Raw genomic sequence first — 16,687 nt, 5'->3', positions numbered from 1 at the left:
CTCCAGCGTTGCGGGGGTCGTTGCTTTTGGTGGGTTTGGCCGTTCTGGAATGTTTAGTACATTGAACGGCATAGCCCGCCTGCCGCCCCCAAAGCCCCGGATTCCGGGCGTGTTAAACATTCGCTTAAGCACGTTCTGGTAATTTTACCGGATCAAGGCGCGAGCAGCTTGCTGCAACGCGTGGGGGGAGCATGGGGCAATCGAAATGTTGACGCGCGTTGGGCAATTCTTCGGCAATATAAAACTGACCACGATGATCGCTGCATTGGTGATCTCGGCTATCATTGTTTCGGTGAGCGTGGTCACGGCGGCAATCTATCTCAATTTGAGCGCCTCCACCCGCAGCACGGCGCTGAGCCAGCAGACGACCAATCTCAAAACGGCGGCCACCATCGTCGAAGGCAATCTGCCGGGCGCCGAGGTCAAATGGGGCGAAGCCGGCGAGCTGGCCGAAATCCACACCTGGGCCATGCCGCGCCAGTTTCTCAATCATGACATCGTCGATTCCATCGCCCGCATCACCGGCGAGGCCGCCAGCATTTTCGGCTGGGACGAGGCCAGCCAGGGTTTTGTGGGCATGACCACGACCATTGCCGGCGCTGATGGCCAGCGTCTGGCCGGCACTACCCTGGGCCAGGCCAATCCGGCCTATGCGACCCTGCTCGCGGGCCAGCCTTATTACGGCGAGGATGTGCTGGCTGGCACCGCCTATTATACCGCCTATCAGCCGATCCTTGATCAGGCCGGGGCGCCGGTCGGCTTGCTGTTTGTCGGCGTCGACAAGGACAAGGTCGAAGCGGTGGTGCTCGACGCGGTCAAGATGCTGCTGCTGGTCGGCCTCGTGACCCTCCTTGCGCTGGGCGCCATCGGCTATGTGCTGTCGCGCCTGATGATGGGTTCGGTGCCCAAGCTGGCGCGGACCATGAAGGCGGTGGCCGAGGGCGATTATGAAACCGAAGTGCCGTTCATCACCCGCGGTAATGAAGTGGGCGAAATGGCCCGCGCCGTCGAGATTTTCCGCGAAAACGGCCTCAAGGTCAGCCAGATGACCGAGGAAGAGCGCGCCGCATCGCAGCGCCGCCGCATCGAGCGCACCGATATGATGGTGGCGCTGCAGGCGGCGTTTGGCGAGGTGGTGGATGCCGCCATCGCCGGCGATTTCTCCAAGCGCGTCCACGCCCAGTTCCCCGATCCCGAACTCAATGCCCTGGCCGGCAGCGTCAACAATCTGGTGGAAACGGTGGATCGCGGCCTCGGCGAAACCGGCGAGGTGCTGGCAGCACTGGCCGATACCGATCTGACCCTGCGCATGGAAGGCGATTATCAGGGCTCGTTTGCCAAGCTCAAGACCGACACCAATGCGGTGGCCGACAAGCTCAGCGCCGTGGTGACCCAGCTGCGCTCCACCTCGCGCGCCCTCAAGACCGCGACCGGGGAAATCCTCTCCGGCGCCAATGATCTTTCCGAACGCACCACCAAGCAGGCGGCGACCATCGAGGAAACCTCGGCGGCGATGGAGCAATTGGCTGGCACCGTGGCCGAGAATGCCCGCATGGCTGAAGACGCCAATGGCAAGGCGCAGTCGGTATCCGACAGCGCCGCCCAGAGCGGGGTGACCATGGAGCAAGCCAATCAGGCGATGGAACGCATCACCTCCAGCTCGGCCAAGATTTCCAACATTATCGGCATGATCGACGATATCGCCTTCCAGACCAATCTGCTGGCGCTCAATGCCTCGGTGGAAGCGGCCCGCGCCGGCGATGCCGGCAAGGGCTTTGCCGTGGTGGCGGTGGAGGTGCGGCGGCTGGCCCAGTCGGCGGCCAGTGCGTCATCCGACGTCAAGGCGCTGATCGAGCAGAGCGCCAATGAGGTTCGGGGCGGCAGCAAGCTGGTGTCCAATGCCTCCGACCAGCTCACCGCCATGCTGGACGCCGTGCACGAGAATACCAGCCTGATGCAGTCCATCGCCCGCGCCAGCCGCGAGCAGGCGGCGGCGATTGATGAAGTCTCGGTGGCGGTGCGCACGCTGGACGAGATGACCCAGCATAATGCGGCGCTGGTGGAAGAGACCAATGCCGCCATCGAACAGACCGAAGCCCAGGCCAGCGAGCTGGATCGGGTGATCGACATTTTCACCATCGACGCCGAGGTCGATACGTCGGTCCAGCGCGCGCCGGTGCGCGGCATGGTCGACAAGGTCCGCACCGCTGCCCGCTCCTACCTGACCCAGGGCAATGCGGCCATCGCCAAGGAATGGTCCGAGTTCTGACGCCAGCCGCGATTGATAAAGCTTGGTTCAAGGGTGCCGCGAGGCGCCCTTTTTCCATTCGGAAAACCACGGATTTTCCGTGACTTAACCTGGCTTTAAGTCAGCCTTCGGCATGGTGGGGGCGGACGCAGTTGTACTTGGCCTGAACCGGTCGCGCGAGCACGCGGCAGAAGCAACTTTGCGTCGCTTCCCGCTATCAAATTCTGGTTCCTGCCGCACAGCTGCGGTCACGGGGCTCGGCTGTGCCGGGTTGTCGGGGGCCGTCTCGCAAGAGACATTTATGGTAGGGAATACAGAATGAAATTCTCCAACCTGTCGATCCGCACCAAGCTGGTGGTCGGCGCAGGAGTGCTGTTCGCCACATCGATCTGTGGCATCGTGTTTGCTGGTACGACGCTGATGTACGAGACGGCGGGCAATGAGGCAGAAGCACGGGCGCGCGCCCTGCTCGGCCAATATAGCCAGCTGGTTTCAGGCCAGATGGGCGGCGTGATTTCGCTGGCCCGTGGCATCACCACGGCCGTCGAAGGCGCCATTGCCGAGGGCCCGGTCAATCGCGATCAATTGGGCCGTTTGATGTCGGCGACGACCGCCGCACGCCCCGAGCTGGTCGGCATGGCGCTGGCTTTCGAACCCGATGCGCTGGATGGCCGCGATGCGGCCTATCTCAACCATCCCTATTCCGACGCCACCGGGCGTTTCGTGCCCTATTTCATCAATCAGGACGGCAAAATCGTCGTCGACAAGCTCGATTTGTCGCCGCAGGCCAACAATGAATCCTGGTACCAGCTGCCGCTCGCGGAAAATCGCACCGTCCTGACGCCGCCCTTCGCCTATGAAGTGGATGGCGAGACCGTGCTGATGACCACGATCAGCGCCGTGGTGCACAAGGGTGGCAAGCCGGCCGGCGTGGTCACCGCCGATCTGAGCCTGGCCACCATCGCCGGCGTGATTTCCCAGCTGCGACCCTTCGATGTCGGCAATGTCATGCTGATCAGCAGCGACAATCAGTGGATCGCCAATCCCGATCCGGCGCTGGTCGGCACGCAGCTGGCCCCCGAAATCGCCGGCGTGCTGCTCGATGAGAGCCTGATGAGCAAGGGCATGTATTACACCGATGCCAATGGCATTCAGCAATTCGTCGCCTCGATGCCCTTCACCTTTGATGGCGTCGACGACAGCTGGACCCTGCTGATGGATGTGCCCTCGGCCACCATCTTTGCCAGCGTCGACCAGATGCGCAATCTGTCGCTGGGCGCCGGTGCGGGCCTGCTGGCGCTGGTGCTGCTGCTGGTGTGGCTCGGCGCCGACATGATCGCCAAGCCGATCCGCCGCATGACCGCGATCATGGGCGGTCTGGCCAAGGGCGAATATGAGGTCACCGTGCCTTATGCCGATAATGGCGACGAAATCGGCGCCATGGCGCGGGCGGTGGAAGTGTTCCGCCAGAACGGGCTCAAGGTCAGCCAGATGACCGAGGCCGAAGCGGCGCGCATCATTGCCGACGAACAGAGCCGGCGCGCCATGATGAGCGACCTGCAACACGCCTTCGGTCAGGTGGTCGATGCCGCCATTGCCGGCGACTTCACCCGCCGGGTCGAAACCGAATTCCCCGATCCCGAACTCAACGGGCTGGCGCAGAGCGTCAATAGCCTCGTCGATACCGTCGATCGCGGCCTCGAAGAGACCGGCCGGGTGCTGACGGCCTTGGCCAATACCGACCTGACCATGCGCATGCATGGCGACTATCAGGGCGCCTTCGCCAGCCTCAAGGCCGATACCAATGCGGTGGGCGACAAGCTCACCGAAGTGGTGACCCAGCTGCGCGTCACTTCGCGCACCCTCAAGACCGCGACCAGCGAAATCCTGTCGGGTGCCAACGACCTGTCCGAACGCACCACGCGACAGGCGGCCACCATCGAGGAAACCTCGGCGGCCATGGAACAGCTCGCCGCCACCGTGTTGCAGAATGCGCAGCGCGCCAAGGATGCCAGCGTCAACGCCGCCGAAGTCACCCGCACCGCCGAACAGGGCGGGCTGGTGATGGAAAAGGCCAATGCCGCCATGGCGGCCATCGAAGTCAGCTCCGGCAAGATCTCCAACATCATCGGCCTGATCGACGACATCGCCTTCCAGACCAATCTGCTGGCCCTCAACGCCTCGGTGGAAGCGGCTCGCGCCGGTGATGCCGGCAAGGGCTTTGCCGTGGTCGCCGTGGAAGTGCGGCGCCTGGCGCAGTCGGCGGCCAGTGCCTCGGCGGACGTCAAGGTGCTGATCGAGCAGTCGGCCAATGAGGTCGGCATGGGCTCGCGTCTGGTGTCCGATGCCGCCGGCCGGTTGATGACCATGCTGACCGCGGCGCGCGCCAATGACCAGTTGATGGATGGCATTGCCCGCGAAAGCCACGAGCAGGCCGGGGCCATCGAAGAGGTCAATGTCGCCGTCCGCACCATGGACGAGATGACCCAGCACAACGCCGCTTTGGTCGAGGAAACCAACGCCGCCATCGAGCAGACCGAGGCCCAGGCCAGCGCGCTCGATGATATCGTATCGGTGTTCAATACCGGCATGCGCGAACCCGACCCAGTCCGCGCCCCGACGCGCAGCGCAGCGACCACCAACCGGCCGGCCGCCGTCAAGCGCGCCGCCCAGGCCTATCTCAGCCAGGGCAGTGCCGCCATCTCGGCCGACTGGAACGAGTTCTAGCAGGCTTCGCCTGTCGCTATCTGTCCAGCGCCCTCCCCCAGCGGGAGGGCGTTTTCGTTTGTGTGACGGCCGTGTAACGACCCCGGAAGCGCTTCTTTAACCATATTCTTCCTATGGTTTGCCGCCTCAACAGCGGAAGTTCATCGCATGACGACCCAGCTCAAACTTGCCTTCAAGCTGCCGGCCATGGTCGTGGCGATTGCGCTTGTCACCGGGGCCAGTCTGGCGCTCGCGGCCTATGTTGCCAGCAGCGCCATTGTCACCAGCCAGGCCGAGCAACGCCTGACCTCCGCCGCCGCCAATGCCCATTCGGCGCTGGAAGCCTATCTGCGCGAAGTGGCCGAGGATCTGACGCTGTTTGCCGGGCGCTCCGAAATCGCCGCCAATATCGACACCTTCGCCGGCGCCATGCGCTCGCTCAAAGGGCAGGGCGATCCCACCGAGCTGTTGCAGACCGCCTATCTGACGGGAAACCCCAATCCGGCCGGCGAACGGCTCAAACTCGACACCTCCGACAAGCTGCCAGTCTATGATCTGCATCACCGGAGCCTGCATGCCGATTTCCGCGATCTGCTGGAAAAGCGCGGCTACGACGACGTGCTGCTGTTCGATACCGATTTCAACAATGTCTATTCGGTGTTCAAGGACGCCGATTTCGCCACCAATTTTGCCGAAGGCGGCGGGCCCTGGGCCGCTAGCGATCTGGGCAAGGTCGTCCGCGCCGCCATGACGGGCGAGGCGGGGCAGGTGTTCCTCTCCGATTTCGCCCCCTATGCGCCCAGCGCCGGAGCCCCGGCCAGCTTCATTGCCGGACCGGTCTATGATCAGGGCTTTCTGATCGGCGTCCTGGCTTTGCGCCTGCCCACCGCCCGCATCGGCGACGTGCTCGGCCGCACCCGTGGTCTGGGCGAAAGCGGGGAAACCTATCTGGTCGGCCAGGACGGGCTGGCCCGCAATGACGCGCCGCAGACGCCGGACAATGATGTGCTCACCCTGTCGATTGCGGGCGAAGCGGTCAGCGCCGCTTTGGCCGGCACCGCCGGCATCGGCACGCTCGAACATGCCAATGGGCAAACCTATGTGGTGGCCGGCGAGCCGCTGAGCTTTGGCGGCGTCGATTGGGCCGTGGTGGCGCTGGAGAGCCAGGCCGATATTTCCGCCCCCGCCAATAATCTGCGCCAGACCATGCTGCTGATCGGGCTGGCCTTGCTGGCGCTGGCCACCCTGGTCAGCGTGCTGATCGCCCGCACCATCACCCGACCGATTTCGCGCCTCACCGACGCCATGGCCGAGATTGCTGCCGACCGGCTCGAGCTGACCGTGCCGGGCCTCGAGCGCGCCGACGAGCTGGGCTATATGGCCGAGGCGGTGGAAGTGTTCCGCCGCAACGGCCTCAAAATGGCCGAGCTGCGCCTGGTCGAGCACGATATGAGCGCCGAACGCGCCGGGCAGGTCAGTGTCATAAGGGCGCTGCAACAGGATATCGGCGCTGTGGTCGGGGCCGCCATCGATGGCGATTTCTCCCAGCGTGTCGGCACCGACCTCGCCGATCCCGAACTGCGCCTCTTGGCCGATAATTTCAACGATCTGGTTGCCACCGTGGAGCGCGGCCTCAGCGAAACCGGCAGCGTGCTGGCGTCTCTGGCCCGCGCCGATCTCAGCCACCGCATGACCGGCGACTATAAGGGCGCCTTTGGCCGCTTGCGCGACCACACCAATGGCGTGGCCGAACAGCTCGGGCAGATCGTCTCCCAATTGCGTGGCACCTCCGGCGCACTCAAGACCGCGACCGGGGAAATCCTCTCCGGCGCCAATGATTTGTCCGAGCGCACCACGCGCCAGGCCTCCACCATCGAGCAGACCAGCGCCGCCATCGCCCAGCTCAGCCAGACCGTGCTCGACAATGCCGACCATGCTGCCGAGGCCAGCCAGAAGGCGCGGGCCGTCTCGGTCGAGGCCGAAGCCAGCGGCGCGGTGATGGGCGAGGCCACTCTGGCCATGGGTCGCATCACCCAATCCTCCGGCAAGATCTCCAACATTATCGGGCTGATTGACGACATCGCCTTCCAGACCAATCTGTTGGCCCTCAATGCTTCGGTGGAAGCCGCCCGCGCTGGCGATGCCGGCAAGGGTTTTGCCGTGGTCGCCGTCGAAGTCCGCCGCTTGGCGCAATCAGCGGCCAGCGCTTCGGCCGACGTCAAACTGCTGATTGAGCAGAGCGCCAATGAGGTCAAGGGCGGCTCGCAACTGGTCGCCAACGCCGCCGAACGGCTGGTGCTGGTGCAGGATGCCATCCGCGCCAATGCGCTGCTGCTCGACGGCATCGCCCAGGCCAGCCGCGAGCAGGCCGCCTCCATCGACGAGGTCAATGTCGCGGTGCGCCAGCTTGACGAGATGACCCAGCATAATGCGGCGCTGGTCGAAGAAACCAATGCCGCCATCGAGCAGACCGAGGCGCAGGCCAATGAACTCGATCAGGTGATCGGGGTCTTCACCCTCGCCGCCCCGACCCGGGTCACGCCGCTGCGAAGCTCCGGCCGCGCCGCCTGAGCGGCGCTGTCACCCCTGAAGGCCCGGTTAACCGGGCCTTCACCATGCCCGCATCACTGTAGGGCAATTGATCCAGATCATGGTCCGCCGCCGGACTATGGCCCACACGTCACGCAGTTACCCCTTGAGCGCCCCTATGCCCACCAAAGACAGTCTGCAATCCCGTCTCGACTTCATCGGCCTCGATCAGACGGCTCGCCAGCGGCAAGCCAGGGCGAAAATCCATGTCGACAAGCATCTGCCGCTGGCGCTCGATAAATTTTACGCCAAGATCGCCAAGGTCCCGGCGGTCGCGCGCTTCTTTGAGGGCAAGCCGCAGATGGACAAGGTCCAGGCCCGGCAGGTCGGGCACTGGCAGGCGATTGCCGATGGCGCGCAGGACGATACCTATTTCGAGGCCAGCAGCCGCGTCGGCCTGGTTCATGCCAGGATCGGGCTGGAGCCGCGCTGGCATATCGGTGGCTATGGCGTCATTCTGGAAACGCTGGTGACCGGTCTCGTGCATGACATGATGACCGAGGCGCTGCAGCCCAAAAAGGGCCGCTTCGGCAAAAAGCCCGCCTCGTCCGAGGAGGTTTTGGCCGCTGCCGACGACATGGCGCTGACCCTGGCCAGCCTGATCAAATCGACGCTGCTCGATATCGACATCGGCGTCACCGCCTATTTCGACAAGCTCACCGAGGACACCCGCGCTGCCGATGATGCGGCCAAGGCCAAGATCAATCGCGCGGTGACGCTGACCGGCGAAGTGCTCAAGGAGATGGCGGGCGGCGATCTGACCCATCGCATCACCGCCGAGTTCGATCCCGAATTTGCCCAGATCAAGGACGACACCAATGCGGTAGCCGACCGGCTGACCGATATTGTCGGCCAGCTGCGCGAGACTTCGCGGTCGCTGAAAACGGCGACCGGGGAAATCCTTTCCGGCGCCAATGATCTGGCCGACCGCACCACCAAGCAGGCGGCGACCATCGAGCAGACCTCGGCGGCGGTGGAACAATTGTCGCTGGTGGTGGTGGAAAATGCCCGCCGCACCGCGACCGCCAGCGGCAAGGCCCAGGTGGTGGCACAGAACGCCACCCAGGGCGGCACGGTGATGAAGCAGGCCAATGAGGCCATGACCGCCATCGAAGCCAGCTCGGGCAAGATCTCCAACATCATCGGGTTGATCGACGACATCGCATTCCAGACCAATCTGCTGGCTCTCAACGCCTCAGTCGAAGCCGCCCGCGCTGGCGATGCCGGCAAGGGTTTTGCCGTGGTCGCTGTCGAAGTCCGCCGGCTGGCCCAATCGGCCGCCAATGCCTCGGCCGACGTCAAGACGCTGATCGAGGCCAGTGCCCGCGAGGTGCAGAGCGGCACCCGCCTGGTTGGTCAGGCCGCCGAAACGTTGCTCGATATTCTGGCCGGGGCGCAGGAAAGCGCCACTCTGATCGACACCATCGCCCAGGCCAACAAGGACCAGGCCGCCTCGCTCGAAGAGGTCGCCATCGCCGTGCGGCAGATGGACGAGATGACCCAGCACAACGCGGCGCTGGTCGAACAGACCAATGCCGCCATCGAACAGACCGAAAGCCAGGCCAGCGACCTCGATGGCATTGTCGACGTGTTCAAGATCGGCTCCAGCCGCGCCGCCCCCGTGGCCCGCCCCCCGCGCTTCCGCGCCGGCCCGGTCAGCCTCGGCAACACCGCGCTGGCGCAGGACTGGAACGAGTTCTAGCGGACGAACTGCCGTCGCCCTTTGCGGGGCGCAGCATCATCACCACAGCCCCCACACCCACGGTGTCACCCCGGCCTTGAGCCGGGGCCCATCCCCAGATCGTGCCGCTGAACCCATCTCAGGATGGGTCCCGGCTTAAGGCCGGGATGACACTGCGTTTGGCTGTTGGAACTCCGCACACACAGCCCGCCCCAGCGCGAAATTGTCGGTCCATTAACCTTTCTCGCGCAGCTTGAGCGTGGACGCAGATCAACGCAGCATCGCGGGCAGGCCCGGCGATTCAAGGTGGACGATCGAGCCGTGCTTCACTCCGCAAATCAACTGCCGCTGCCAGCCACCAGACCTCCAGACGGCCACCTGGCGCAAGCGGACCCGCTGCATCTACGCAGTGTCCACTAGCGCCATCAAAACCCACATTTATCCATTATTTTCTAACCTGACTGCTGCGCTGGACGCATGGGGCTGGAGGGCCTTTTCGATGGGATTATTCGGACGGAATAGCGGCAGCGACGACAAGGCCAAGGTCGAGGCGATCATGCGCAGCCAGGCGGTGATCGAGTTCGGGCTCGACGGCACCATAATCACCGCCAATGCGAATTTCCTCAATGCCCTGGGCTATGCGCTCGATGAGGTCGTGGGCCAGCATCACCGCCTCTTTGTCGACCCCGCCGAGGCGCAGTCGCCAGCCTATCAGCAGTTCTGGGCCGATCTTGCCGCCGGCAAGTTCCAGGCCGCCGCCTATCGGCGCCTTGGCAAGGGCGGGCGCGAGGTGTGGATACAGGCCAGTTACAATCCGGTCTTCGACAAGGCCGGCAAGCCGGTCAAGGTGATCAAATTCGCCACCGACGTCACCGCCCAGACCAATCAGGCCGCCGACCACAAGGCCCAGATTGCCGCCATCAGCCGGGCCCAGGCGATTGTCGAATTCAACCTCGACGGTACGGTGCGCAGTGCCAATGAGAACTTCCTCGCCGTGCTCGGCTATCGGCTCGACGACATCGTCGGCAAGCATCACCGCATGTTCTGCGATCCGGCCTATGCCGCCAGCGCCGACTATAGAAGCTTCTGGGAGCGGCTGCATGGCGGGGAATATGTGGCCGCCGAGTTCCAGCGCTTCGGCAAGGGTGGCAAGGAAGTCTGGATTCAGGCGTCTTACAACCCGATCCTTGATGCGCAGGGCCGGGTGGTCAAGGTAGTGAAATTTGCCACCGACATCACCGAGCGCAAACGCGCCGAAGGCATTATCGCCCATCTGACCACCAGCCTCGCCAAAATGGCCGAGGGCGATCTGAGTGGGCGCATCGATAGCGAATTCACCGGCCAGTATGAGCAGTTGCGGCTGGCCTTCAATCAGTCGCTGGGGCGCTTGCTCGATATTGTCGGCGGCCTGCAAAAGACCTCGCGCTCGCTCAAGACCGCGACCAGCGAAATCCTCTCCGGCGCCAACGATCTGTCGGAACGCACCACCAAGCAGGCGGCGACCATCGAGGAGACTTCGGCCTCGGTGGAACAGCTCTCTACCGCCGTACAGGACAATGCCACCCGCGCCGCCACCGCCAGCCAGAAGGCGCAGGCCGTCTCCTCCAGCGCCACGGAAGGCGGCCAGGTGATGGCCCGGGCCAATGAGGCCATGGGCGCCATCGAGACCAGCTCGGGCAAGATCTCCAATATTATCGGGTTGATCGACGACATCGCCTTCCAGACCAATCTGCTGGCGCTGAACGCGTCGGTCGAAGCCGCCCGCGCCGGTGATGCCGGTAAGGGCTTTGCCGTGGTCGCCGTCGAAGTTCGGCGGCTGGCCCAATCGGCAGCGCAGGCCTCGAGCGAGGTCAAGGTGCTGATCGAAGCCAGCGCCAGCGAAGTCAAGAATGGCTCGCGCCTGGTCGGGCAGGCCTCCGAACAGTTGCTCGCCATCCTCAATGGCGCAAGGGAAAGCTCGACCCTGATCGATGCCATTGCCCTCGCCAATAGCGAACAGGCGGCGGCGCTCGAAGAGGTCACCGTCGCGGTGCGGCTGATGGACGAGATGACCCAGCATAATGCCGCGCTGGTCGAACAGACCAATGCCGCCATCGAGCAGACCGAAGCCCAGGCCAGCGAACTGGATCAGATCGTCGATATCTTCAAAATGGAAGGCGCTGCGCCGGTCGCCAAAAAACCGGCCCGGCCGACCCCGGCCTTGCGCAGTATCGGCAATGCGGCGATCTCGCCGGACTGGAACGAATTCTAGCAAGACAACCGCAAGAAAACTGTCAGCATGCTGCCAGCCATTGCCCAGATTGCTGCAAGCATGCTTGAAGCAATCTGAGCAGGATGGAGAGCAGCATGGCGCGGATCGGGTTGGTGGCACATGACGACAAAAAGGACGACCTTTGCGTCTGGGCCGCCCGGCATCGGCACATCCTCAGCCAGCACGAATTATGGGGCACCGGCACCACTGGCAGCCGGGTAATGGCCGCGACGGGCCTGTCGGTGGCGCTGCTCAAAAGCGGCCCGCTGGGCGGCGATCAGCAACTCGGCGCGATGATCGCCGAGGGCAAACTGGACGTGCTGATCTTCTTTATCGATCCGATGACGGCGCAGCCGCATGACGTCGACGTCAAGGCGCTGACCCGGCTGGCGACGCTGTATGATGTGCTCTGCGCCAACAATAAATCGACGGCCGACGCGGTGCTGGTCTATCTGGGATCGCCTGACGCGCCAGACGTTTAGCGGCGATTTTCCGGCGTTGAAGCGATTGCAAAGCCGGCTTGCAACTTGAAAAGTCAAGTTGACCCATTGCCCGCCTTATGAACAGATGCCGCAAAATAGCCTGGATGTTCAACCGGGCATGCATCGTATTGGGGAGACGGGACGGCTTTGGTGCCTTCTGACTTGGTTATCGACGTTCGTAACGTCAGCAAACGCTTTGGCGGCTTGACCGCTGTGAACAACTGCTCGCTCTCGGTGCGACGCGGCTCGGTGACCGGGCTGATCGGACCGAATGGTGCGGGCAAGTCCACCCTGTTCAATATTGTCGCCGGCAACATCGAGCCCGATGAGGGCACGGTGATCTTCGACGGCGCCGATGTGACCGGCTTCAAGCCGCATCAATTGTTCCGCACCGGCATGCTGCGCACCTTCCAGATTGCGCATGAATTCTCCAATATGTCGGCCATCGAAAACCTGATGATGGTCCCCGGCGATCAGCCCGGCGAGTCGCTGGGCAATGCCTGGTTCCGGCCCGGTCTGGCGCGCTCGCGCGAGACCGAGGTGCGCAAAAAAGCCTTGGATGTCATCGACTTCCTCAAGCTGGGCCATGTGCGCAACGAGCTGGCCGGCAATCTTTCGGGCGGGCAGAAAAAGCTGCTCGAACTGGGCCGCACCATGATGGTCGACGCCAAGGTGGTGCTGCTCGACGAGGTCGCGGCGGGCGTCAACAAGACGCTGCTCAACGATCTGGCGAGCAATATCGAGCGGATGAACAAGGAGCTGGGCTACACCTTCTTCGTCATCGAGCACGATATGGATCTGATCGCCCGGCTATGCGACCCGGTAATCGTAATGGCGCAGGGCGAAAAGATCGCCGAGGGCTCCATGGCCGAAATCCGCGCCAATCCCGCCATCGTCGAAGCCTATTTCGGCACCCCCGTGGCGGTGGCGTAGATGAGGGTTCTGTTGTTCCAAAGCCGGCTCTGCTTGGGGGAAACCCGCTAATGCCCCTGATTGAATTGAAACATGTCGTCGGCGGCTATGGTGGCGCGCCGATCCTCAATGGTGTCAGCATGGCCATTGAGCAGTCCGATATCGGCGTCATTGTCGGGCCCAACGGCGCCGGCAAGTCGACCACGCTCAAGGCGATTTTCGGCCTGCTCAAGGTCACCGGCGGCACCATCGAATTTCAGGGCGAGAATGTCGTCAATTCGCTGCCCGACGCGCTGGTGCCCAAGGGGCTCAGCTTCGTGCCGCAGGAAAAGAACGTCTTCACCTCGCTGACCGTCGAAGAAAACCTCGAAATGGGCGCCTTTACCCGGCGCGACGATTTCAAGGACACGATGGACTGGGTCTATCAGATGTTCCCGGTGCTGGCGGAAAAGCGCCGCCAGCCGGCGGGCGAATTGTCGGGTGGACAGCGTCAGATGGTGGCCATGGGCCGCGCCCTGATGAGCAAGCCAACCCTGCTGATGCTGGACGAGCCCTCAGCCGGGCTGTCGCCGCGCTATGTCATCGAGATTTTCGAAACCATCGTGCGGGTTAACAAGGAAGGCGTCGGCATTCTCATGGTCGAGCAGAATGCGCGTCAGGCGCTGGCCTTCGCCTCGCGCGGCTTCGTGCTCGCCAATGGCCAGAACCGATTTACCGGCACGGGCGCCGAGCTGATTGCCGATCCCGAAGTCGCCAAAAGTTTCCTCGGGGGCTGAGGGTCATGGACGAACTCATATTCTTTATCAATCGCGTGCTGATTTCGGGCACCGTGCTCGGTTCGATCTATGCGCTGGGTGCCATCGGCATCACGCTGATCTTCGGCATTCTGCGCTTCGCCCATTTCGCCCATGGCGACATGATGACCATGGGGGCCTTCATCGCCTTTGTGCTGGCGGGGCTGTTCACGGCCATGGGCATCGTGACGCCGCTGCCGATGGGCTTCGTGGTGCTGCCGATCGCCATGGTGATCGCCGCCTTCCTGGCATTGGGCATCGACAAGGGCTTTTATGCCCCTTTGCGCAAGCGCGGGGCCCAGCCGGTGACGCTGCTGATCGCCTCGATCGGCGTGACGCTGATGATCCAGGGCCTGATCCGGCTGATTTTCGGTTCGGGCACCCGCAGCTTCTACGAGAATGAACCCAAGGATATCTTCCGCATCGATATGAGCGCCTTTGGCGGGACGCGGCCGATTTCGATCACCGAGCCGCAGGTGCTGATGTTCGTGGTCACTGCCATTCTGGTGATCGCGCTGCATCTGTTCCTGACCCGCTCGCGACTGGGCAAGGCGATGCGCGCCATGGCCGACAATGCCGATCTGGCACAGGTGTCGGGGATCAATACCGCGCTGGTGGTGCGGGTGACCTGGGTGATCGCCGGCGGTCTGGCCTGCGTCGCCGGGGTGATGCTGGCGCTCGACGTGGCGCTGATGCCCGATCTGGCCTTCAATATCGTGCTGCCGATCTTTGCTGCCGCCATCGTTGGCGGGCTGGGCCATGCCTATGGCGCCATCGTCGGCGGCTTCCTCATCGCCTTTGCCGAAACGCTGGCGGTGTTCAACTGGACGGCCGTGCTGCGCCCGCTCAACGGCTTGCTGCCCGAGGGCATGGAACTGCCGGCCAATCTGGCGCTGGTGCCCACCGAGTACAAGCTCACCGTCGCCTTCATCATTCTGGTGGTGACGCTGCTGGTGCGACCGACGGGTATCTTCAAGGGAGCGTCGTCATGAGCGCGACCGAGGCAAAAATCCGCTGGATCGACCGCCCGCTTTATCGCGGCATCGCCTTGTTCATCGCGCTCTTCGTGCTGGTGGCAGCCGCTGGCGTGTCGCAGGGCAGCGCCAGCATGCTGCTGATCCTGGTGCAGGCCACCGGCTTCGCCTTGATCGCGCTGGGTCTGAATATCCAGTGGGGTTATGGCGGGCTGTTCAACTTCGCCATCATGGGCTTCCTGATGGTGGGCGGCGCCGGGGTGGTGTTCATCTCCTATCCGGTCAATGCCAGCTTCTGGGATTCAGACGGGCCGATGATGCTGGGGCGGGCGCTGCTCGCCTTCCTGATCGGCGTGGCGTTGGTCTATGCCGCGCGCCAGACCAAGCGTCTGGGGCTGCGCGGCTTCCTTTATGGCTTCGTCGTCGTGCTGGCCTGGTTCATTGCCTATGTGATCTATCGCAGCCAGATCGATCCCGCCGCCGCCTATATCGAATCCACCGCCGGCTTTATCGGCGGGCTGGGGCTCAATCCGGTGCTGGGCTGGTTGTTCGGTGGCCTGCTGGCGGCGATCATTGCCTTTTTTGTCGGCAAGATCAGCCTTGGCCTGCGCACTGACTATCTCGCCATCGCCACCATCGGCATTTCCGAGATCATCCGGGCGCTGATCAAGAATATGGACTGGCTGACCCGCGGCACCATGTCGGTGTCGCCGATCCCGTGGCCGACGCCGCTGCCCCAGGCGCTGCAGGCCAATGGCGTGGGCATTGCCGACAGCTTCGTGCAGGCCCGGATGGGTTTCCTGGCGCTGGCGGTGGTGGTGCTGATCGTCGTGTTCTACTTCATCCAGCGCGCTTATGGCGGGCCGTGGGGCCGCATGATGCGGGCCATCCGCGACAACCACATTGCCGCCAGTTCGATGGGCAAGGACGTGACCGGTCGGCAGTTGGAGCTGTTCGTGCTGGGCTCGGTGCTGATGGGCATTGGCGGCGCCATGCTGGTGACGTTCAGCCAGATTTTCGATCCCTCGGGCTATCAGCCGATCAACCACACCTTCATGATCTGGGTGATGGTGATCGTTGGCGGCGCCGGCAATAGCTGGGGCGTGTTGCTGGGGGCGCTGCTGATCTATGTGGTCTGGATCCTGTCCGACCCGGTGGCGCAGCTGCTGTTCCTCAACCTGTCGCATCTGACGACCAATCTGGGCTGGGGTGCGATTCCCGAAATCGACTCGCGCGCGCTGCAGATGCGGGTCTTCGTACTCGGTGTGGTGATCTCGGTCGCCCTGCGCTTCGCGCCAAAGGGGCTGATCCCCGAAGTGATCCGCCGCGAGGGCTAAGCGCGGCACAAGCCGGCGAAAAATTTAGAGGGCTCGCAGCGTTCAGCTGTGGGCCTTTTTATGTCCGGGCAGTGACCCAGAGCCATTGGGTGGGCGCGCGGTCATAGCCGTTCCCCGCAACCTCTTCGAGCTGTAGGCTCGACCAGCCGGCGGCGGCGCGAAAATGCGCCAGCAGCGTGTCGCGGTCGGGATAGTTGTAGTAGCGGCCGAAGCGGTCGCGGCCTTCGCCAGTGCCGGCCTTGAAGCTGGCGGTGAACAGGCCGCCGGGGCGCAAGGCGGCATGGATGCGGCGCAGGTCGTCGGTCAGCTCGGCCGCCGGGGCGTGCAGCAGGCAGGCACAGGCCCAGACCGCGTCATAGGTCGCCGGCGCATCAAGTTCGTCAAAACGCAGCATGCGCACCATGCGGCCAAGTCGCGTGCTGGCCTCGGCCGCCAGCTCGGGCGAAGCGTCGGTGGCGTCGACATCAAAGCCGCGCTCCAGCATGACGGCGGCGTCGCGCCCCCTGCCGGTGCCGAGCTCGAGAATGCGGGCGCCGGGGGTGAGGGCGTCGAGAAAGGCCACCAGGCGTGGGGTGGGCCGGTCGCCACCGTCACGCACATAGTCGGCGGCGTTGTTGGCGTAAAACGCCAGTGTCTCGTCATCTGCCATGAGCGGCTCCCATGAAAAAGGCCCGGGATCGCTCCCGGGCCTTCAGTCGGTTCAGGCGATCAAG

11 protein-coding genes are annotated in these 16,687 nt (G+C 63.7%); 10 read left to right on the top strand and 1 reads right to left on the bottom strand.

The window, feature by feature from the left end:
* Positions 1-205 precede the first annotated feature (205 nt).
* The 10 genes from ACX3OW_RS01000 (at position 206) to ACX3OW_RS00955 (ending at position 15,974) form a co-directional block, all read left to right on the top strand.
* Positions 206-2,269, top strand: a complete 2,064-nt coding sequence (locus ACX3OW_RS01000) for a methyl-accepting chemotaxis protein (protein WP_459093872.1) — start codon at positions 206-208, stop codon at positions 2,267-2,269.
* A gap of 297 nt (positions 2,270-2,566) precedes the next feature.
* Positions 2,567-4,975, top strand: a complete 2,409-nt coding sequence (locus ACX3OW_RS00995; protein ID WP_459093871.1) for a methyl-accepting chemotaxis protein — start codon at positions 2,567-2,569, stop codon at positions 4,973-4,975.
* A 147-nt stretch (positions 4,976-5,122) separates the two neighbouring features.
* A complete protein-coding gene (locus tag ACX3OW_RS00990; protein WP_459093870.1) occupies positions 5,123-7,525 on the top strand; it encodes a methyl-accepting chemotaxis protein in 2,403 nt (800 codons plus the stop codon).
* Between the two features lie 136 nt (positions 7,526-7,661).
* Positions 7,662-9,245, top strand: coding sequence for a methyl-accepting chemotaxis protein (locus ACX3OW_RS00985; RefSeq protein WP_459093869.1), 1,584 nt, complete (start codon positions 7,662-7,664; stop codon positions 9,243-9,245).
* Positions 9,246-9,723: 478 nt separating this feature from the next.
* On the top strand, positions 9,724-11,475 hold the full coding sequence (locus ACX3OW_RS00980) for a methyl-accepting chemotaxis protein (protein WP_459093868.1): 1,752 nt from the start codon (positions 9,724-9,726) through the stop codon (positions 11,473-11,475).
* A gap of 95 nt (positions 11,476-11,570) precedes the next feature.
* Positions 11,571-11,957 (top strand): methylglyoxal synthase, encoded by a 387-nt coding sequence (locus ACX3OW_RS00975; RefSeq protein WP_459093867.1) that lies wholly within the window; start codon positions 11,571-11,573, stop codon positions 11,955-11,957.
* A 150-nt stretch (positions 11,958-12,107) separates the two neighbouring features.
* Positions 12,108-12,890, top strand: coding sequence for an ABC transporter ATP-binding protein (locus ACX3OW_RS00970; protein ID WP_459093866.1), 783 nt, complete (start codon positions 12,108-12,110; stop codon positions 12,888-12,890).
* Positions 12,891-12,940: 50 nt separating this feature from the next.
* Positions 12,941-13,645 (top strand): ABC transporter ATP-binding protein, encoded by a 705-nt coding sequence (locus ACX3OW_RS00965; RefSeq protein WP_459093865.1) that lies wholly within the window; start codon positions 12,941-12,943, stop codon positions 13,643-13,645.
* A 5-nt stretch (positions 13,646-13,650) separates the two neighbouring features.
* A complete protein-coding gene (locus ACX3OW_RS00960; RefSeq protein ID WP_459093864.1) occupies positions 13,651-14,655 on the top strand; it encodes a branched-chain amino acid ABC transporter permease in 1,005 nt (334 codons plus the stop codon).
* Positions 14,652-15,974 (top strand): branched-chain amino acid ABC transporter permease, encoded by a 1,323-nt coding sequence (locus ACX3OW_RS00955; RefSeq protein ID WP_459093863.1) that lies wholly within the window; start codon positions 14,652-14,654, stop codon positions 15,972-15,974. The genes ACX3OW_RS00960 and ACX3OW_RS00955 overlap by 4 nt, the downstream gene beginning before the upstream one ends.
* A gap of 58 nt (positions 15,975-16,032) precedes the next feature.
* Here ACX3OW_RS00955 and ACX3OW_RS00950 read toward each other — a convergent pair whose 3' ends face one another.
* A complete protein-coding gene (locus ACX3OW_RS00950) occupies positions 16,033-16,623 on the bottom strand; it encodes a class I SAM-dependent methyltransferase (protein ID WP_459093862.1) in 591 nt (196 codons plus the stop codon).
* Positions 16,624-16,687 lie beyond the last annotated feature (64 nt).

The sequence above is a fragment of the Devosia sp. A449 genome, from assembly GCF_054489375.1.
Note: the sequence above shows the minus strand (reverse complement) of the source record. Positions and strands in the feature narration are given on the sequence as shown.

Excerpts from the sequence above, each read along its gene's own strand:
- ACX3OW_RS01000 (WP_459093872.1), top strand. The coding sequence starts at position 206 with ATGTTGACGCGCGTTGGGCAATTCTTCGGCAATATAAAACTGACCACG.
- ACX3OW_RS00995 (WP_459093871.1), top strand. The coding sequence starts at position 2,567 with ATGAAATTCTCCAACCTGTCGATCCGCACCAAGCTGGTGGTCGGCGCA.
- ACX3OW_RS00990 (WP_459093870.1), top strand. The coding sequence starts at position 5,123 with ATGACGACCCAGCTCAAACTTGCCTTCAAGCTGCCGGCCATGGTCGTG.
- ACX3OW_RS00985 (WP_459093869.1), top strand. The coding sequence starts at position 7,662 with ATGCCCACCAAAGACAGTCTGCAATCCCGTCTCGACTTCATCGGCCTC.
- ACX3OW_RS00980 (WP_459093868.1), top strand. The coding sequence starts at position 9,724 with ATGGGATTATTCGGACGGAATAGCGGCAGCGACGACAAGGCCAAGGTC.
- ACX3OW_RS00975 (WP_459093867.1), top strand. The coding sequence starts at position 11,571 with ATGGCGCGGATCGGGTTGGTGGCACATGACGACAAAAAGGACGACCTT.
- ACX3OW_RS00965 (WP_459093865.1), top strand. The coding sequence starts at position 12,941 with ATGCCCCTGATTGAATTGAAACATGTCGTCGGCGGCTATGGTGGCGCG.
- ACX3OW_RS00960 (WP_459093864.1), top strand. The coding sequence starts at position 13,651 with ATGGACGAACTCATATTCTTTATCAATCGCGTGCTGATTTCGGGCACC.
- ACX3OW_RS00955 (WP_459093863.1), top strand. The coding sequence starts at position 14,652 with ATGAGCGCGACCGAGGCAAAAATCCGCTGGATCGACCGCCCGCTTTAT.
- ACX3OW_RS00950 (WP_459093862.1), bottom strand. The coding sequence starts at position 16,623 with ATGGCAGATGACGAGACACTGGCGTTTTACGCCAACAACGCCGCCGAC.